General features: G+C 64.9%; 14 protein-coding genes and 1 tRNA gene. 9 read left to right on the top strand and 6 right to left on the bottom strand.

The window, feature by feature from the left end; all coding sequences use genetic code 11:
- Positions 1 to 124: 124 nt before the first annotated feature.
- Positions 125 to 1,825: a hypothetical protein gene (locus AB656_RS00770; protein ID WP_033503867.1), complete on the bottom strand. Its 1,701-nt coding sequence runs from the start codon at positions 1,823 to 1,825 to the stop codon at positions 125 to 127.
- Positions 1,826 to 1,979: 154 nt separating this feature from the next.
- Between AB656_RS00770 and AB656_RS00765 the strand changes: the two genes are divergently transcribed.
- Positions 1,980 to 2,053 (top strand) — tRNA-Val (locus tag AB656_RS00765).
- Positions 2,054 to 2,235: 182 nt separating this feature from the next.
- On the opposite strand, the gene AB656_RS00760 is transcribed toward AB656_RS00765, so the two are convergent.
- On the bottom strand, positions 2,236 to 2,652 hold the full coding sequence (locus AB656_RS00760; RefSeq protein WP_033503868.1) for a DUF3052 domain-containing protein: 417 nt from the start codon (positions 2,650 to 2,652) through the stop codon (positions 2,236 to 2,238).
- 80 nt (positions 2,653 to 2,732) lie between these two features.
- Positions 2,733 to 3,692 carry a S16 family serine protease gene (locus AB656_RS00755; RefSeq protein WP_081924809.1) on the bottom strand — a complete coding sequence of 320 codons (960 nt, stop codon included), beginning with the start codon at positions 3,690 to 3,692 and terminating at the stop codon, positions 2,733 to 2,735.
- A gap of 126 nt (positions 3,693 to 3,818) precedes the next feature.
- Here AB656_RS00755 and AB656_RS00750 point away from each other — a divergent pair, with 126 nt between their 5' ends.
- On the top strand, positions 3,819 to 5,474 hold the full coding sequence (locus AB656_RS00750) for a zinc-dependent metalloprotease (RefSeq protein ID WP_033503870.1): 1,656 nt from the start codon (positions 3,819 to 3,821) through the stop codon (positions 5,472 to 5,474).
- A 90-nt stretch (positions 5,475 to 5,564) separates the two neighbouring features.
- Here AB656_RS00750 and AB656_RS00745 read toward each other — a convergent pair whose 3' ends face one another.
- On the bottom strand, positions 5,565 to 7,094 hold the full coding sequence (locus tag AB656_RS00745) for an ATP-dependent helicase (RefSeq protein WP_051905209.1): 1,530 nt from the start codon (positions 7,092 to 7,094) through the stop codon (positions 5,565 to 5,567).
- Positions 7,095 to 7,310: 216 nt separating this feature from the next.
- Here AB656_RS00745 and AB656_RS08000 point away from each other — a divergent pair, with 216 nt between their 5' ends.
- Positions 7,311 to 9,104, top strand: coding sequence for a phosphotransferase (locus AB656_RS08000; RefSeq protein ID WP_051905208.1), 1,794 nt, complete (start codon positions 7,311 to 7,313; stop codon positions 9,102 to 9,104).
- Positions 9,105 to 9,191: 87 nt separating this feature from the next.
- The gene (locus tag AB656_RS00735) at positions 9,192 to 9,416 is read left to right on the top strand and encodes a DUF3107 domain-containing protein (RefSeq protein WP_033503871.1); all 225 of its coding nucleotides are present in this window, start codon (positions 9,192 to 9,194) and stop codon (positions 9,414 to 9,416) included.
- Positions 9,417 to 9,487: 71 nt separating this feature from the next.
- Here AB656_RS00735 and AB656_RS00730 read toward each other — a convergent pair whose 3' ends face one another.
- A complete protein-coding gene (locus tag AB656_RS00730; protein WP_236681883.1) occupies positions 9,488 to 10,438 on the bottom strand; it encodes a PHP domain-containing protein in 951 nt (316 codons plus the stop codon).
- 96 nt (positions 10,439 to 10,534) lie between these two features.
- Here AB656_RS00730 and AB656_RS00725 point away from each other — a divergent pair, with 96 nt between their 5' ends.
- From AB656_RS00725 to AB656_RS00715, 3 genes are all read left to right on the top strand, one after another.
- A complete protein-coding gene (locus AB656_RS00725) occupies positions 10,535 to 11,185 on the top strand; it encodes a vitamin K epoxide reductase family protein (RefSeq protein WP_033503872.1) in 651 nt (216 codons plus the stop codon).
- Between the two features lie 233 nt (positions 11,186 to 11,418).
- A complete protein-coding gene (gene murI, locus AB656_RS00720) occupies positions 11,419 to 12,201 on the top strand; it encodes a glutamate racemase (RefSeq protein ID WP_033503873.1) in 783 nt (260 codons plus the stop codon).
- Positions 12,202 to 12,362: 161 nt separating this feature from the next.
- A complete protein-coding gene (locus AB656_RS00715) occupies positions 12,363 to 13,214 on the top strand; it encodes a patatin-like phospholipase family protein (RefSeq protein ID WP_081924808.1) in 852 nt (283 codons plus the stop codon).
- Positions 13,215 to 13,237: 23 nt separating this feature from the next.
- On the opposite strand, the gene AB656_RS00710 is transcribed toward AB656_RS00715, so the two are convergent.
- Positions 13,238 to 16,111, bottom strand: coding sequence for an ABC transporter ATP-binding protein/permease (locus AB656_RS00710; RefSeq protein ID WP_033503874.1), 2,874 nt, complete (start codon positions 16,109 to 16,111; stop codon positions 13,238 to 13,240).
- 756 nt (positions 16,112 to 16,867) lie between these two features.
- On the opposite strand from AB656_RS00710, the gene AB656_RS00705 reads away from it, so the two are divergent.
- The gene (locus tag AB656_RS00705; RefSeq protein WP_033503875.1) at positions 16,868 to 17,809 is read left to right on the top strand and encodes an aldo/keto reductase; all 942 of its coding nucleotides are present in this window, start codon (positions 16,868 to 16,870) and stop codon (positions 17,807 to 17,809) included.
- A 57-nt stretch (positions 17,810 to 17,866) separates the two neighbouring features.
- Positions 17,867 to 19,072: a MalY/PatB family protein gene (locus AB656_RS00700; RefSeq protein WP_033503876.1), complete on the top strand. Its 1,206-nt coding sequence runs from the start codon at positions 17,867 to 17,869 to the stop codon at positions 19,070 to 19,072.
- The last annotated feature ends 122 nt before the right edge of the window (positions 19,073 to 19,194 follow it).

Here is a 19,194-nt window from a genome sequence, read left to right as displayed (position 1 = left end):
CTGAGCGCCCGGAGCTTGGGCCCCGGGCTGACTGGGCTGGCTATCTGACTTCGACACGGATGTCATTCTATCGGAGGGCTGTGAAGAGCCCGGATGGGCAATCGGGCGCGGGCAGGGTCCTGACTCACCGCTTGGTGTCGTCCTGTTGATCCCGGCCATCAATCGAGGGGAAGGAGATGTCGGGAATGTCCATGTCCACCTCGGGCAGGCGCACGTCGAACAGGGACTCCTCGGGGCTCGGGGTCCGCGGCCGGTCTTGCTTGGGGGCTTTGGGCGCAGGCGCCGGCGCCGGCGACGGGCCTGGGGCCGATGCCGGAGCGTCCGTCTCAGGACCGGGGCTGGTCTCATCCGAATCGGGCTGACCGAAATCGGTGTCATCGTCCCAGTCAGTCAACGGATTGAAGCTGGTCGTCTCTTCCAAGGGGGCGGCCTGGCTGACCGGTCGGCTGGGAGGGAGGGGGCTGACCGCTGGAGCGACCGGCGTCGTAGCCGGTCGAGCGGTGGCGGAAGCGCTCGCGGCGGGCGCTGCCTTGGCCAGGGCCGCCAGCGAAGAGCTGGATTGGGCGGCAGGAGCGGCAGAAGCGGCAGAAGCAGCAGGAACTGGTGGCGCTGCAGGCTCCACAGTAACGGCAGCTGGCCTCTGCCTGACGCCGGATTGAGGGGCGGGCACCGACTGGGCGCTTGGCCGCGCTGGGTTGGATGGCGCTGGTTGAGGTTGCTGACCAGGCACGGCCGGGGCTGGACGCGCGCTGGAAGCTGGCGTCCTATGGACCTGCCCGGCGGCGGTGGACGCTTCACTTCGGGCTGGCGCTGGCACCGGCGCAGCGGAACGGACCGGAGCCGGGGCGGGCGGCACAGGAACAGCTGGTCCGGCCGCATCCGGCTGCTCGAATATGGCTTGTTCAGCTTCGTGCAGCTGATCGAACTGGTCGTCCTTGTCCTCGCTGCTTGCGCCCTCCACGACTGGGAGCCCAACGGGCTCAGAGCTTCCGGACCGCCTCGCGGACCGATCGGCAGGAGCCGGCCCTTCCTGCGGCAGGGGGGCCATCCCCACGATCGTTTCGGCGGCGCCAGCGTCCTCGATGGGGAACAACGTGGCGGTCTCTTCGCCAGCTTCCACGTCCGCAGCCGGTTCTGTCTCGACGGGCCGATGCGCAGTCGCTGCCTTGGGCGCAGCCAGGTTCTCCCCCACTCCCAGGCGGATGTAGGACTCCAGCTCTTGCAGGAGCTCGACCGCCCGGACCAGGTAGTAGTCCACCTGGCGCTCGTCGTAACCGTGCTTGCTCTTGCGCTGGGTGAAGATTACGTTCGATACACGGTCGGCGGTGATGTCGACCAGCTTGCTCTCTTCCTCTGGGTCGGCGGATTCCAGACCCAGTTGGCTGGCGGTCTTAGCCACCACCTGATCCACCAACCGGTCCACTTGCTTGCGGTCGTATGCCGGCTCACCGTCGCGGCCAGGCGCGAACCGCTCCCCTTCGGCCCGCAGGGCGTGGACCGCGAGCTTCTGCTGCAACTGCGTGGCCTCTTCCAGCCACCTGCGCTGCCCATACTGGCTGATCTGCCAGGAGACGCAGCGGTCGGAGACGGCTTTGCCCAGCCGGGCCAAAGCGGCGTCCACCTGGGAAATGATGTAGCCGTCCTTGCATAAATCAAAGGAGACATTGCCGATGTCCCGCTGGGTCAACTTAGGTACATCGCTCTCGTAGAGCTCGTGCGCCCGGGCCAGGAAAGCGTCCACCTGCGCGGTGTCGTATCCCCACTTGTGCTTGCCCGCACGCGCGATCATCGCGTCGCTCCGATTGGATTCAGGCTCTTGTGCCATCGGGACATCGACCTCCTGCCCTTTCTCGCCGGGGACGAATACTCTGCCCACCAGCTTACGTGTCCGTTGCGACGGGCACCGAAAATATCCATATGTCAGGATAGGATTATTCCCGGTATTTGCCCACCATCCCAAGGTGGGGTGCGAATGCCCGGGGCGATTAGCTCAGTTGGTTAGAGCGCCACCTTTACACGGTGGATGTCGGGGGTTCGAGTCCCTCATCGCCCACAAGCCTCGTCCCGCCTGAGCAGTGATTCCTCAATCCCCAAATCCGCCGCGCCACTCCCCGTGAGTGCATCGGAATCGAGCCGCAATGGCGCGGCAATAAAAAAGAAAAACAGACGCAGTGAACAGCTCGCCGGCGGCCCTCCCCATGGCCCGCCGAAAGGCTGGTGGCGCCTACCTGTCGCTTACCGGCCCTTACCGAAAGCCCGCAACCTGGTAGCGTTCCAGTCCTTGCTGACCGTTAACGGCATGGCCGCGTTCATCCCAGCCGTCTTGGCCGCATTAGGCAAGGTACTTGGGCCAGGCGCCCCATCCCTACCCGGTTTGGGGGTCAAGACCCAGACGGGGGTGTCATCCTCCAGGGCGGTGGAAGCATCGACGATGGTGTCAGCCAAATCGTCTTCCTCATCCCCATCACGCCACCAGATGATCACACCATCCACCTGTGCGTCGTAATCCTCGTCTACCAGCTCCTCGCCGGTCAGATCCTCTATCCACTGGCGGATGTCGTCATCGACGTCATCATCCCAGAGCCACTCCTGGACGATTGAGCCCGGGTGGAAGTCGAAATCTTCTGCTCTCTTGGTTGTAGTCTCAGCCACCCTATTAGCATAGCAACCCGCCCCGGACACCTTCAAATCAAGCGGCCTCACCATCCCAGGGCGCGGGCAGAGGCCGGAATCTAGCGCTTAGCCGGGGCGGACGCGGTGCAGTGAGGCAGGGAGTCCGCTTGGCCCTGACCGATTTTTGTGAGCGCGCTGTATGCCTCGGACAGGGTGGACACACGCACGTCGCGCAGACCGGAGGGGACGTGGCCCGCCACTTCATCGCAGTTTCCGGCCGGGGCGAGGAACCAGGTGGCGCCGTCGCGCTTGGCGCCCAGCATCTTGAGTTGAATGCCGCCGATGCGGCCCACCCTGCCGTGTTTGTCCATCGTGCCGGTGCCGGCGATGACCTGGCCCCCGGTCTCGTCCTGAGCGGTGAGCTTGTCGATCGCGCCCAAGGTGTACATGAGCCCAGCAGAGGGGCCACCGATGCGGTCCACATGCATGGAAAGTTTGACCCCGGAGACATCCACCCCCCGCGAACTCAGGAAAGCCAAGGCCTGGGAGCTGGCCGCGCCCTGGGACACAGCCATGTCTTTCTTGCTCTCCTTGTCGTACTCCTGCCTGGACTGGCCGGAGGGGAAGACCACTTCCTCAGGAAGCACGGTGGCGTGGGGGTCGAACCAGGCGATGAGGGTATCCAAACCGGTGACGGGCGCGCCGGGGATGCCCGAAGCGTTGACCGTGGTCAGCAGGAGCTTGCCCCCGGACGTGGACGAATACGTGCGGGCGCCCGAGACGCTGATGACTGGCTCGGAGCCTGAGTTACCGAGCACGTCTTGGGTGGGGCCGGGGGTCTCAAGCACGTAGGGGCTGGGGGCGGCTAGCACGAAAACCGCTAGGAAAGCGACCACCACAAGGGCCCAGGACCTGCGATCCACGCGTTTGATCCAGAGCTTGAGCGTGTGCGGCCGGCCGGGGGCGCCGGGACCAGCAGCCTCCGTGCCACCTTGCTTCCGTGGGCCGTACTGGGGGTCGGAGCCGTTGGGTTGTGCGCTAGGCGCGTATGAAGCGCCCACGACATGCGAATCTGCCATGGCTCCCATATTATGGAGGAACAAGGCCAAAACGCCACTGCGCCCAAGACCGCGACGGCGCGGGCGCCTGATGCGGGCCCTGCGAACGGGCTTCAGCCCGAAGGTATCAAAGAACGGAAAGAGCGCATGGACGAGAATGAGATTCACCAGTGGATGATCGAGTGCTTCGGCCCCATCCAAGGCGAACTAGCCTGGACTCAGTTCTCCCAGCTGCCTGAGCAGGTACGCTCGCAAATCTCCTCCCAGAACGGCGGGCAACTGCCCGACCCGCAGGAGGTCCGCGCCATGATGGAGGCGTTCTCCGTCAGCGGGCTCAACACGCCCGGGGACATGAAGCGCTCCACCGAGGACGGGCCGATCAACGTCAAACTGGCCAAGGCGATCGCCCTGGGACGGGTGCGGGCCAAGAAGTCGGATTCGACGGTCTCCGCCGGGCAGGCGCAGAAGGTCTCCCAGGCCATGAGCCAAGCCAACCTCTGGCTGGACGCGGTGTGCGACTTCAATCCGGCCCCTGGCCAGGCCCAGGCACTGACCCGCGCCTCCTGGGTGGAGGGGACCATGGACTCCTGGGCCCGGTTCGCGGCCCCCGTCGCCCGTTCGATGAACGATGCCCTGCTGGAAGTGCTGGGCTCACGCTTCGGCGACCTGCCCGAAGGCGAGGTGGCGGGCATGTTCGCCGGGCCCGTGCCCATTCCCATGCCCGAAGGGCTGAAAGACCCGAAGACTTTGATCAGCCTCCTGGGCAATACCTCCTTCGCCATGCAACTGGGCCAGGCGGCGGGCGAAATGTCCAGCGAGGTGCACGGCTCCTTTGACCAGGGCATCGCGCTGTTGGAAAACCCAGCAGGCGGCCTGATCGCGCAGAACATCGTGGGGTACGCCGCCGCCCTGGAGCTGGACGAGGATGAGGTCATGAACTTCCTGGCCCTCCAAGAGGCCGCGCACGCCCGGCTCTACGCATCGGTGCCCTGGCTCATGCCCCGCTTCGAAGCGCTGATCGGCAAGTACGCGCGCGGCGTGGACATAGACCTGGACGCGATGCAGGACCAAATCGACCAGGCCGCAAGCCTGAACCCGGAGTCCATGGCCGAGGCCATCAACCTAGGCAAGGTGGGGATGCAGGACACGCCGGAGCAAGAGGAGGCCATGCGCGGCTTGGAGACCCTGCTGGCGCTGGTGGACGGCTGGGTGGACTGCCTGGTCTGGCAAGCCGGCAAGGCCCAGATCCCCCACCTGGAGCAACTGCGCGAGATGATGCGCCGCCAGCGGGCCGTGGCTGGACCTGCCGAACAGACCTTCGAGACTTTAATCGGGCTGAAGTTCCGGCCTAAGCGCCTGCGGGAGGCTGCCGAGGTCTGGGAACGCGTCACCGCCCAGTCCGGTGTCCAGGCCCGCGAGGCCATGTGGGGCCACCCGGACCTGCTGCCCTCCCTGCCAGGCGATGACGACCAGACCAGCGTTTCTGGAGCGGCCACGGACTCCGCCAATGGCCAGAGCGCCGCGTCTCCGGCAGCGAACCCCGGGCAGGCTGCGGATGGCCACGCCCAGGCTGGCGCCGGACAATCCAGCACTGCGGGTGGCCAGGGCGGCGGCGAGACTGGTGGCAAGTCAGGCGGCATCGATTGGGACGCCGAGCTGGCCAAGCTCTTGGACGACACCGGCGAGACAGGCGACACGAAGGACTCCAACGACCCGGAAGGGCAGGATGATCCAGGCGAACCCGGCGATGGCCAGGGCGCCGATGGCGCGAACGGCGCGGACGACCCGCAGGGCGCTCAGTAGCGACCAGACAGCGAGACGGTTGAGACGCCGGCAGACCCCAGGTGCTGGGTCCGGCCGGCGCTTCTTAAAAGCCTGCTGGGTGGAACGCTTTCACGCCCGCAGGAAACGCGAAGGCGAGCGCCCGCCGCCCCCTTGGGCCTCCTTGCGCTCAGCGAAGGAGAGGTGGAGGGTCCGCCCTGCTCGGGTGACCGCCACGTACATGAGCCGCCGCTCCTCCTCCAGCTCAGGGCCCGCCTGGGGCGAGCCGAACGGAATCAGCCCCTCCGAACAACCGACCAGGAAGATGTGGTCGAACTCCAGTCCTTTGGCTGCATGGATGGTAGAGATGGTCACCTCGCCGGGCCCTTCTCCGCGAAGGACCTTGACCAGCTCGTCGTCGTCCAGCTGGGCCAATTCGGCGGCTGTGGACGAGCGCTGCCAGCCGGAGTCGGCGCGCACCCGGTAGTTGATGCCCGCGTGCTTAAGGGCCACGCGGATGACCGCCTGCTGGGCGTTGATCCTGGTCAGGACCGCGCACTGGCCAGGCTTGGCCCCCCGGCTGACCAGGTGCTGGATACGCCGGACCACGCCCTGAGCCTCGTCCTCGTCGCTACGGTAGCGGGTCATCGCCACCTTGGGCCCGGACTCCTTGGCGGCGGTCAGGCGCAGGTAATTGCCGCGCTCGGGCGAGGCGGCCAGGACCTTGTTCGCCATGCCAACCACCTGGGGGGTGGACCGATAGTCCACACCCAACTCCACATCCGCGCTGACCGGTGCGAATTCGTGGTCAAAGTCCATCAAATAATAGGAGGAGGCGCCGGCGAAAGAGTAAATGGTCTGAGCTGGGTCCCCGACGACGCATACAGAACGCCCTTGCCCCAACCACAGGTCCAGGAGCTGGTGCTGCAGGGGTGAGACATCCTGGTATTCGTCCACGGTCAGCCAGCCCACGCCGCGACGTATGCGCTCGGCAACCTCGTCGAACTCCTCCATCACGTGGCAGCACATGAGCAGGATGTCGTTGAAATCCATAGCCCCATGGTTGGCTTTCTCAGTCTCGAAAGCGTCCATCACATCGGCCATGCGCGCGGGCTCCAGGCCTGCGGGCGGCACCCGTCCCACGGCCGCGCAGACCCTGGCGTAGTCATCCGGGGCGACCAGGCTCACTTTGCCCCAGCTCGCCTCCTCCAACAAATCGCGCAATTCTACCGGATCTGGGTCCGGCCGACCGGTCACCCGTTGATAGGCCGTGGACATAAAGGGACGCAGGTCCGGTACCAGCTGAGGAAAGTGATCGCCGCTGATGTCCGCCCAAGCCCGGTTCAACTGGTGGAGGGCCGCCGAGTGGAAAGTGGCCGCGCGGATGCCGTCAGGGGCTCCCAGGCCCCTCAAGCGGCCCCGCAGCTCTTCAGCGGCCTTAACCGAGAAAGTGACCGCCAGGGTCCGCCGGGGGTCCCAGGCCCCGCTCGCGCAGGCATAGGCTATGCGCCGCGTAATCGTCCGGGTCTTACCCGCCCCAGCCCCGGCGATGATCCTCACCGGCCCGTCCACGGCCCTCGCCGCCCGCGTCTGCTCCTCGTCCAGCCCGTCGAGGATCCGCTCAGCCTGCTGTCGTTCGTTCACACCCCCATTGTGCCCCATCACCTCCACCCAGCGGCCAATTCGCCCAAGGCCAAGCTGCGCGATGTGCGTATGTGAGTAAGCGCTCCAAGCCCGGACCTTGCGGTGGATAAGCCCGGCGCGACGGTGTAGCGAGCGCGGACACGGGCACCCGACCGACAAAGGCACCGTTTGTATTAGGCTGGAAGCGTGACGGAACGAACGAAGTTAACCCTCGTAGCCCTGGCCTCTGCGGTCATGCCCGAAGCCTATTTCACAGGCGCTCGGGCGTCCGACCAAGCCAGCCCACAAGACGAGGCGGAGGGGATTGACTGCGCCATTGTGCAGAACGCCTCCGGCCGCCTGTACGACATCTGGGCCACAAGCAGCGAGCAGGGCAAGATCAGGCTGAACAAGCGGGTGAAAGCGGCGGAGGCCCTGGAGGACGTGCGGGGGGTACGCGCCCTGGGCTTCGGTGTGGAGCAGGTGGTCCGCTACGAGAACGGGGCCAACCCCAAGGGGCCAACCGGCGATGTGGCAGTGGCAATCATGACCCACGCACCCGGTCACACCCAGAGCTTGAAGTTGCTGACCAACGAGGAGTGCTCGGCGGTGGGCACCGCTATCGGCGCCATTCATCGGATCGACCCGCGCGCCCTGCGCGAGCGCTTCTACCCCGCCTACAGCACCGACCAAATCGCCGACCAGCTCAAGTCTTGGATCGCCAGCCTGCGTAAGGCAGGCCATGTGCCGCGCGAAATCACCGATTCCTGGTCGCGTATCGTCCGCACCGAAGGCTTGTGGTCCTTCGACACCTGCATGGTCCACGGCGGGTTCGCCGACGGGGACTTGCTCTTCTCCAACTCGGGCCTCAGCGCCGTCCACAACTGGCAGAACATGCAGGTCAACGACCCTGCTCGCGACTTGGCCTGGACCTTCGCCAAGCTGGACCAGGCGGGCCGCGACGCGGTCATCTCCGCTTACGGGCGGATGATGGGATCGCGCCTTGACGACTTGATCATGCTGCGCGCCAACCTCTGGCTGCAGATGGAGCAAGTGGGCGACTTCATCCTGGCTCTGGAGCAAGCGGACAACGACCGAATCATCCGCTTCAAGGCCCAGGTGGAGCGTTTGGCCCAGCAATTGGCCGACAGCCTGCCCAAGACGTACAGTCCCGCGACTGCCGGGCAACTCCCCGAGCGCGGTGGCGGCCATGGCGAGGACATGGACGATGCACCCTCCACGGTGACCATTGGCGCCCTTCTGGACGCTGACCAGGCCAATCCGGCCGACCCTGCGACGGACAGCGGCCCCGCCCCGGTCAAGACCACGCCATCCGTGGAGGACGACGCCACCGTCGTCCGTCCCGTCTACCGCCGTCCGGCGGAAGGCCAGGATGGCGCCCTTGTGAACGCTCCCACAGGCCGCCACGCCGCGGTGCGTCCCCCTACCCTGCCGGACATGACCAGCAGCCACCGCAGGCCCACCACACTGCCTCAAGAACCGAGCGAGGACTCCTCCCACGGCCGCCACAGCATCCAGCCCCGGTCCGACGACGAGGCCCGTGAGGACGGCCCGACCAACACGCGCACCGAAGCGATCGACCTGTCACGAATGCGGGAGTTGGCTCATGCCCAGGCCGAGCGCGCCCACCGGCTGGAAGAGCGGAAACGCCACAGCCAGGAGACAGAAATCACCCACAAGAGCGACAACATGAGCGGCAAAGACGGCGCTATCGACAGCGCCAGCGCCGCGGGAGGCAACGATTCCAACGGCGGCGATGGTTGGAACGCCGCCGCTTCCGAGCACGCGCATAAGAACGACCGCTCCGGCGAGGAGCAGGAAGCGCCGACCATCGTCATCGAGCAAAGCAACCCAGCCGGGCAGTCCACCACCCGTTCAGTGGGCCTGGCTGGCACCGGCTCCGATGACGCGACCGACGGCGAGCATCCCGACAGGTCGGGCGACGACAGCCAGGAACGGCGCCCAGCGGCAGCTTCGGATGCAAAGCCAGCCGAGGGCGAACGCTCCAGCGAACGGTCGGACGCTTAAGGCGTAACCGGCGCCCGAGGCGAATAATGGAAACCAAAGGCCCGTCAATCAAGTGATTACGGGCCTAACTCAAGAGGAAGAGGCAAGATGGACATCGAATTCGGCATCAGGAACGTGGCCCGGCCCGTAACCTTCTCCACCGACGCGCAGGCGGACGAAGTCGCCGACAGCATCCAAGAGGCGCTCAAAACCAATGAGTCAATCGACCTGGTGGACGATAAGGGCCGACACGTCATCGTACCCGCCGGAGCCCTAGGCTACGCAATCATCGGCTCCGACACAGCCCGCCCGGTCGGCTTCGGCGCCCTCTAAACCGCGCTCTGCCGTGGAGGCCTCGTCAGCGCGCGGACCCTACCGCCATCGCCCGCCCCGCACTTGCGCATTCAACCGAGCGCGGAGCGGGCGATGATCGTTTCCACGGTGCTCCGATCCGTCGTGTGCTCACCCAACCGGTTGGGTTTGCCAGCCCCGTGCCAGTCAGAGCCTCCGGTGACCAGCAGCCCCAGACGACGGGCCAGCCCTAGCAATCGGTCGCGCTGAGCCATCGAATTGTCCCGATGCCAAACTTCCAGACCGTCGAGTCCCAAGGCCGCCAGCCGCTCGATTTGCTGGTCGGAGAGCAGGACGGCGTTGCGCTTGGTCGCGCCTGGGTGCGCGACGACCGCCACTCCCCCCGCCGCTTTGACCGCTTCGACCGCCTGGGGGGCACTGGGCGAAGGCGTGGGCCGATAGTAGGGGCTGCGCGAGGAGCATGCTCCTTGGAAGGCCTCGGACCGGGTGCGGTAGACCCCGGCGGCCACGAGCGCGTCGGCTATGTGGGGTCGGCCCACCGTCGTGCGCCCGCCCTCCTTGACCTGGACCAACACGCTGTCCCAGGTGATGGGAAAGTCCCTGCTCATAGCCTCGACCATCTTGCGCGCCCGTTCCAAACGCGCCTGGCGGGTCATCCGGAAGAGCCTAGAAAGCGACTCGTCATCAGGATCGTAGCCGTAAGCGAGCAGGTGGACCGAAACGCCATCATCATCAGCGGTAATCTCGGTGCCAGGCAGAACAGGAAAACCTTGGGAGCGGGCCGCAGCGGCCGAAGCCGACCAGCCTTGGGTCGTGTCGTGGTCAGTGATGGCCACGCCCTCCAGGCCTAAGGTCCGAGCTTGGAACACCAGCTGCTCGGGGGGCTCGGTTCCGTCGGAGAAGACCGTGTGACAGTGCAAGTCCCAGCCGGCGCCTTCGCCCGCCTCCCTCTTCCCCGCGGATCCCGGTCCGGATTCGGGACCTGAGCCCACATGGGTCAAACCGTATTCGCTCAGCGCATGCCTCATAGCTTCGTTGGTCATAGCTTCATCGTATGCTGCTTTCCATTCACTTTCATCTTTTCCCCTGACCGCCGCCCGCAACCGGGGACGGCTCGAACGGGCGGTGAGGAGCGGGTCATGAACGCACAAGACCGGGCCTTGGAGCCCGCTGGTTGGCGGCAGGGCAGGATCTGGACCTACCTGATCGCCCTGCTGGCCTCGGCGGCCGCCTTGTTCGCCTCCTTCGCCCTGGCGGCCGAGACCCTGCAACTGGCCAGGCATCCGGGCATCAAACTGGACTGCGATGTCAACGCCACCGTCTCATGCTCCACGGTGGCCCTCTCCTGGCAATCGGAGCTGGTACGGTTCGGCTCCCTGAGTCTTCCGAACGCCTTTCTCGGCATCGCCGCCGAGTCGGTATTCACCACTTTGGCGGTGGTCGGCCTGGCCGGGTGCCGGCAACCGGCCTGGCTGACCCGCTGCACCTGGTTGGGCTCCCTGACCGCGCTCGCCTACGCCTACTGGCTTCTGAGCCAGTCAATGTTCGTCATCAAGGCCCTGTGCCCCTGGTGCCTGTCCCTGATGGCCGCCAGCACCATGCAGTTCATGGCCTTCAGTCACAGCACGGTCACCGTCCAAGCCCTGCCCAGGACCGATGGGCCCTGGCCTGGCCTGGCCCGCTCCCTGCGCAAGTACTACCGGCTGGGCTTCGATCTGATGGTCGACGCGGTTTGGGTCGCTGCTTTGGTCGCGCTGATTGCCTGGAAGAGCGGCTCCGCCCTCCTCTAGGCAATCCGATCGCGCGCAGTCCGAACCCAGCTGCGCCGAAGCCGCACCGCAGCGAATCCAGGCCCATCCCTACCCAGTCGGCGCAGGCCCCAACCCAGAAGCTCCCCCACCTTGACGACCCGCCTGCAGCCGTTTTCCTCTGAGCGCACAGGATCATCCGGCCCTGTCATCCGACCGGACGCAGGAGTAGGCTCTTGGGCAGGCATGAGCTCACCACGGCAGGGAGGATTGGCATGGATCGCGAGGCGCCTATCGGCATCTTCGACTCGGGCTTGGGGGGCCTGACCGTCGCGGCCGCCGTTCACGCGCTCCTGCCCAGCGAGGACATCCTCTTCTACGGAGATTCGGCCCACGCCCCCTACGGCATCAAGAGCCCCGAAGCGGTGCGCGAGCGCTGCTTCACCATCGGGGACCACTTGCTGGATCAGGGAGCCAAGGCCATCGTCATCGCCTGCAACACGGCCACTTCCGTGTGCGTCGACGACCTGCGCAAGCGCTACAAGGTACCGGTCGTCGGCATGGAGCCGGCCTTGAAACTAGCCTGCGACCGAGGCGGCGGCCGTCCCCAGCGAATCATCGTCGCAGCCACCCCGCTGACGTTGAAGGAAGACAAATTCGCCCGTCTCATGGCCCGCTTCCAAGCCGACCACACCATCATGACCCAGCCCTGCCCCGACCTGGTGACAATCGTGGAGTCCGGCCGCTTGGACGACCCGGACGCCATCCGCCAGGCCCTGGACCGTTACTTCGGTGGCTATGATTTGACCCAGGTGGATTCGATTGTGCTGGGCTGCACCCACTTCGTCTTTTACCGGCGCAACTTCGAGCGCTACTGCCCGTCCTCGGTGGCCATCGTCGACGGTAATGAAGGCACGGCCCGCCACCTGCGTGATTTGCTGGAAGAGCGCGGCGCGCTCAACCAGGCCACGAGTCGCGGCCGAGTGGCAATCGGCAACTCCGACCCATCGCCTCGGCTGGAGTCCCTGTCGCGCCAACTCTTCAAGCGCCTGTCTTGAGTCGGGGTTTGTCCCAAGCGGGCGCATATGCTTGGGGCGTTGTTGCATGGTCAGCCCGACCGGAAGGGAAAGCCGCGTAACGAGGAGAACGGCGCGGGCCTCCAGCCAGGACCGGAACCGCAGGATAAGCTAAGACACAAGGAACGAGGAAAGGGGCCGGCATGGGTGCTCATCGCACGGCGATCATCGACGTGGGCGGCGGTTTCAGGGGTGTGTACGCGGCAGGGGTCTTGGATCGGATCATGGACCTGGGCTTGACGTTCGACCACTGCTATGGGGTATCGGCCGGTTCAGCCAACCTTTCCTCCTACTTGGCAGGCCAGCCGGGCCGCACCTACCGCTTCTACTCCGTCTACTCGGCGCGGAAGGAATACGCCTCCCCCTCCAACTTCGTCAAAAGCCGCAACTTCGCGAACCTGGATTACGTGTACAGCACACTGTCCAACTCCGATGGCGAATACCCCCTGGACTACCCGGCCCTGGCGGCGAACCCAACCGAATTCACGGTCGTGGCCATGGATGCCCTGACTGGAAAGCCCCGTTACTTCGACAAGAGGGACATCCACCAAGACGACTACTCGATCATGAAGGCCTCGTCCTCGGTGCCGGTGGCCAACCAGCCTTACATGGTCAACGGTGAGCCTTACTACGACGGCGGCATGGCCGACCCCATCCCAGTGCAACGTGCGCTGGACGACGGGGCCGACAAGGTGGTCGTGGTGCTCACCCGCCAGAGGGACTTCCACCGCTCCCCCAAGCCCGACTCCCTACCCGCCCGGTTCCTGGAGCGCACCTACCCGAATGCGGCCGAAAGCCTGAGGAACCGCTACCGTACCTACAACGAACAGCTGGACTTTGCCCACGAACTCGAGGGCCAGGGCAAGGCCCTGATCGTCGCGCCCGACGAGTTGTGCGGATTGAACACGCTCAACCGCAACCAGGAGGGCATGGAGCGCATGTACCGCAAGGGTTACGCCGACGGCGCCGCGATTCCAGGCTTCCTCGAAAGCTGAGCCTGCCGCGCCGCCGGACGCCCCTACTCGGTGCGCAGGGCCGTGGCTGGGTCTTGCTTGGCGGCTTTCCTGGCTGGTATGAGTCCGCCCAGCAGGGTCAACAGCACGCTCAAGACCACTAGGATCACGCCCGCCCGGACCGGCAGGAAGGCATTGACCTCGCTGGTGCCCATCAAGCGGTGAATCAGCGCGTTGCCGGGTATGAGCAGCAAGAGGGTCACCCCCACGCCCAATATGCCGGAGAGCAGGCCGATGATGCCGGTCTCCGCGTCGAACACCTGGGAGACGTTGCGCTTGGACGCCCCCATAGCCCGTAGGATCCCAATCTCCTTGGTCCGCTCCAACACCGAGATGTAGGTGATGATGCCGATCATGATCGAGGAGACGATCAGCGAGACCGAGACGAAGGCGATGAGAACGCCGGAGATCACGTTGATAATGGTCGTCACCGAGCTCATCATCAGCCCCACATAGTCGGTATAAGTGATTTTGTCCGCCTTTTTGGCTCGGTCGTTGTAGCTGTTGATCGCGTCGGTGATGGCCTGCTTGGCCTCGAAGGAGTCGGCGTAGATCTTGATTGAGGACGGTGCGGAGCGGCTGATGAGGCCGAAGGATGTCATGTTGTCCTTGTAGGAGCCCACTTGGGGGCGCACGTACTGCTCGTAGATGGAGACCAGCTTATCGGTGCCGGCCGTGGCCATGTAGCGGTCGAAGGAGGCTGCGGCGGCGGCTTGCCGAGCTGCCTGCTGGGCTGCTGGCGTACCGGCCACGGCCTGCCCGTCCCTGCCCTGGGCCCGGGTCTGCCCCTGAGCACCTGACTGCCCTGCCACCTGGCCTTGCACCTGGCCAGCCTGCCCGGACTGCCCCGAGCTCATCACAGCCGTCCCCATCGCCGCCTTGGAGACTTGATCCAGGGAAGCCACGTAATCCTTCGCTTGCTGAGCCTTGGCCCCATCGTCAGGGGCGCTGAAAGCCAGACCGTTCAGCGCATTGTGCTCCCGGTCGGCCTGTTGGGCGGAGACGACCGGGCTCTTGGCCGCGTAATCAATCAGGTAATCGGTCAAGGCACGCGGGTAGCCCACCCCGGCTGGCAGCGGCGTGGCCGATGCCTTGTGGACCGGCTTGACGATGCCCACAATCTTGAGTTTCAGGGCTTTCTCGGCCAGTTTGGCCACCTCGCCGGCATCGTCGCCCACGTACCGGTAGTGGCCGTCCGCGTCCTGCACGTACTGGTCGGAGGCGGGCACCAGGTCCAGGCTCTGCTTCATGGCTTGATCGTAATCGAGCTTAGCCGTGTCGGTCTTGACCTTCTGCCCGTTATTGAGCTTGGCCATCATGTCGTTGTAGTCGCCCGCCGGCTTCAGCCCCAGCTCGTACAGGGTGGCCAAAGGGATGCGGTCGTTCGAGTCCAGGACCAGCACCACCTGGTCCTTGTCTTTGGGCCAGGAGCCTTTGAGCACCTGGTAGTTGTCTTGAATCACGCGGCCGATCGGGGCGCGCGCCTCGTCTTGTCCGGGCATGATCTCGGTGAAGGAGGACGGGGATGACTTGGCCTGGGCCTTACCGGTCAAAGCCGCCATCTGCATGGACTGCACCTGTGAGGGATCGCTTGAATTAGGGTTCATGGAGGCCATCTGTGATGCCATGCCACCGCCCTGACCGCCGATTGTGACCCCGGAGGCGGAGACCAGCGTGCCCTTGGGGTCGTGGTCATAGACCGAGAATTTTGCATCGTAGGAGTACTGCATGCCAACCCGGCCTATGTGGGAGCGAATCTCGCTCTTGGGGTTGTCCAGGTATTGCTTGAAGGCGGACAGGTTGTTGGTCGAGATCGAGGAGGTCAGGGCGGATGCGGAGGTGATGGCCGAATCGTCCGGGTAGATGGCGTCGCCTGCGCCCTTGCCGGCCTGTTTGGATTGGGCGCCCTCCTGGGAGGAGCCGACGATCTTGTTCAAGTCGAAAGACTGCTCCTGGATGGAGATCGGGTAGGCGGTCATCGTGTCTTCCTGGACTTTATCGATATATGCATGGACCCCAGTGGACACGGCGAGAATCAGCGCTATGCCAATGATGCCAATCGACCCAGCGAAGGAGGTCAGGAAGGTCCGCGCCTTCTTGGAGCGCAAGTTATTGAAGGACAGGGCCAGGGAAGTGCCCAGAGACATGGAGGCCTTGCCCATCTTGCGGTGGCGGGCCCGCTTGAGCCCCGAGCCTTCGATCTGCAGGGGGTCGGAATCGGACACGATGGAGCCGTCGTGCAGCTCGACGATGCGGGTGGCGTACTCGCGGGCCAGTTCCGGGTTGTGGGTCACCATGACCACTAACCGATCCTTGGCCACTTGCTTGAGTAAATCCATTATCTGCACCGAAGTCTGCGAATCCAGGGCGCCGGTCGGCTCGTCGGCGAGCACTATCGAAGGGTCGTTAACCAAGGCGCGGGCGATCGCCACCCGCTGCATCTGCCCGCCGGACAACTGGTTGGGCCGCTTGTCCAGGTGATCGCCCAACCCCACCTGTTCCAGGGCCTGCCTGGCCCGTCCCCGGCGTTCGGCGCGAGGCACGCCTGAGATGGTCAGCGCCAACTCGACGTTCGAGATGATGGACTGGTGAGGGATCAGATTATAGGACTGGAAGACGAAACCGACCGTATGGTTGCGGTAGGAGTCCCAATCCCGGTCCTTGTAACGCTTGGTGGAGACTCCATTAATCACCAAATCGCCCGAATCGCAGCGGTCCAGGCCGCCGATGACGTTAAGCAGGGTGGTCTTGCCCGACCCGGACGGCCCCAAGACCGCCACGAACTCGCTGTCCCGCAGGTTCAGGCTCACCCCGTCCAGGGCTTTTTGGGTCAGTCCCCCGGTACAGTATTCCTTAGAGATATCCTTAATCAGCAGCATGAACTCACCCTTCCGGCGCTTCCGGCGCGTCCGGTCGGTCAGCGGCCGACCCGGTGCGATCATTCTCCCATAGGCCCCAGGCAAAGGAAAACGCACGATAGGGGCGCAGGGCCCCGACCAGAGGCGGGGCTCGTGGGAGAGGCCCCTCCGCGGACGCACGGGTCCGGCTTGGCATGGCCCCGCCCTGCAGGCTGGCTTCTCGGCGGCGAGGTGGCCCGCGCCTTGATTCCAACCTGGGGAGGCTGCCGTGACCACCGGATGTTAGTTTTCTCCTCATGCCGAGCGGCCTCAACCGGGTCCACAGCCGACTTAGCCCGAATCAAAGGCCCGTCGTGGTTCCCCTGGGCCCCGGTGACCGTTTCGGCCTTAAGCCGGTTAACGACCGGACTGACTTTGGCGACCATCCAACGGGACTCACCAGAGCATCCCATCAAACGCCCGCTAGTCGGGCACCACGAACAGCATGACCCCCGGAAGCACAATGCTCGGCAGCAGCGCAAGGAACGCACAGTCCACGACCGCCTTCCGAGCGCAGGACAGGCCTGAGACCGGAAGGTTCCGCCTTCCGCTTATCCGCAAAACCCCGCCACGACCCATGCCCCACCTATTCGCGCCGCCAGGCCGGGGCCACGCCGGTTGCGCAGGAAGCGCGAAGTCAGACCAGGCGAGCACAATCGAAAGCGAAACGGCAATGAACGATGATCAGCGCCCCAGGCCGGCACCCGGTTTGCGAGGGCGCGGGAAAGGCAGGCAGCGATGGCGCGCATCAACGACAGGGAGGTCTTCCCACTGGTCCTTGGCGGTAACACCTTCGGCTGGACCAGTTCCGAAGCTGATTCAAGGCGGGTCCTGGACGCTTATGCGGACGCGGGCGGCAACCTGATCGACACGGCGGATGTGTATTCGGCATGGGCTCCGGGCCACTCAGGCGGTGAATCCGAGATCGTGCTGGGCCGTTGGCTGGCCCTTTCCGGCAAGCGCGACCAGGTCATGGTGGCCAGCAAGGTCAGCCAGCACCCCCAGTATCAAGGGCTATCGGCCAAGAATGTGCAAGCAGCGGCCGAGGAATCCCTGCTGCGCCTGGGCGTGGACGTGATCGACCTCTACTACGCCCACTTCGACGATGAGCAGACCCCCTTGGAGGAGACGGCCGCGGCCTTCGACAAGCTGGTCAAGGAGGGCAAGATCCGAGCCATCGGCCTGTCCAACTACACGCCCGAGCGCATCCGCGAGTGGTTCCGCATCGCCAAGGAGAACGGTCTGACAGCGCCGGTGGCCCTGGAACCCCAGTACAACCTGGTGCACCGCAAGGACTACGAGGACGGGCTGATGGAAGTGGCGCGAGATGAGAACCTGGCGGTCTTCTCCTACTTCTCACTGGCCGCTGGCTTCCTGACCGGCAAATACCGCACTATGGACGACCTGAAGGGCAGGCAGCGCGAAGGCATGGTCAAGGACTACTTCACGCCCGCTGGCCTGGACGTGGTCGCCGAGCTGGATCGAATCGCCAGCGCGCGCGGCGTGGAATTGGCGACGGTAGCCCTGGCTTGGCTCAAGGCACGCCCGCAAGTCGCCGCGCCCATCGCCTCCGCCCGCATTCCCGAGCAACTCCCGGCCCTGCTGGCCGCCGCTGAGTTGGACCTGTCCGCGGACGAGACGCGCGCCTTGGACGAGGTCAGCGCTAAGGTTGGTTCCTGAAGGCGAGCAATGCCGCTGGCTGGGCTCCACTCGGGGCGGCGGAAAGGACGGTGGAGCATGAAGTATGATTTCACATCGATCATGGACAGGCACGGCAAGGACGCGATCTCGGTTGACGGCCTAGGCCAGGGATCCGCCCCCAAACCGCCCAAAGAGGGTTTCGACGTCATCCCCATGTGGGTGGCGGACATGAACTTCCCGACTGTTCCCACCATCCCCCAGGCGATCATCGAGAGAGCCAAGCACCCCGCTTACGGCTACTTCGCGCCCACGGACGAGTATTTCGACTCAATCATCCGCTGGCAGTCCCGCCGCAACGGAGTCACCGGTTTGAGCCGGGAGCACATCGGCTACGAGAACGGCGTCCTGGGCGGTGTCATCTCCACCCTGACGGCCTTCGCGTCCCCCGGGGACCCGGTCTTGGTCCACTCCCCCACCTACATCGGGTTCACCGGCGCTTGCTCGAACAACGGCTTGCGTATCGTCCACTCCCCGCTCAAGAAGGATTCAGGGGGCGTGTGGCGCATGGATTACGCTGACATGGACGCGAAACTCAAGGAGAACAACATCCATGTGGCCATCTTCTGCAACCCCCACAACCCCTGCGGGCGGGTCTGGGAGCCGGAGGAGATCACACAAGCCATGGAGGTTTACCGGGCCAACGACTGCGTGGTCGTCTCCGACGAGATTTGGTCTGATATCATGATCGGCGGCCACAAGCACACCCCGACCCAGTCCGTCTCGGACGACGCCCGCAATCGCGTCGCCGCCATGTACGCGCCTTCCAAGACCTTCAATCTGGCCGGGTTAGTCGGCTCATACCACATCATCTACAACAAGTACCTGCGCGACCGTGTGCTGGCCAAGGACTCCAAGTCCCACTACAACGACATGAACGTGCTCTCCATGCACGCCCTGATCGGCGCCTACCAGCCGGAAGGCTACGAGTGGGTGGACGAGCTGTGCCAGACCTTGACCGCCAACGTGGACTACGCCTGCGACTACATAGCACGGCATTTCGACGGGGTAGAAGCCTCCAAGCCGGAGGGCACCTACATGCTTTTTCTGGACTGCACCAAGTGGTGCGAGAGACACCGGACCAGCTTGGACGATTTGGAGAAGCGCCTGTGGGATGTCGGCGTCGCCGTGCAGGATGGCCGCATGTTCCAGCACCCCTGCGCCATCCGCGTCAACCTGGCCCTGCCGTTGAGCCGGGTCAAAGAGGCCTTCGGGCGGATGGATAAGTACGCCTTTAACGCCTGAGCCTACAGGCCGGACGACCCAGCGGTCCGTCTTCCTTAACTGTTTCAGGTGTGCGCCGTATCGCGCGCTACGTGCGCCCCATACTACCTCTCAGGACGGCCCAAGAGAGTCCCGCCGGCTGG

The sequence above is a fragment of the Bifidobacterium actinocoloniiforme DSM 22766 genome (assembly GCF_001263395.1).
Taxonomy (GTDB): Bacteria; Actinomycetota; Actinomycetes; order Actinomycetales; family Bifidobacteriaceae; genus Bombiscardovia; species Bombiscardovia actinocoloniiformis.
This window is presented reverse-complemented; position numbering and strand designations above follow the sequence as displayed.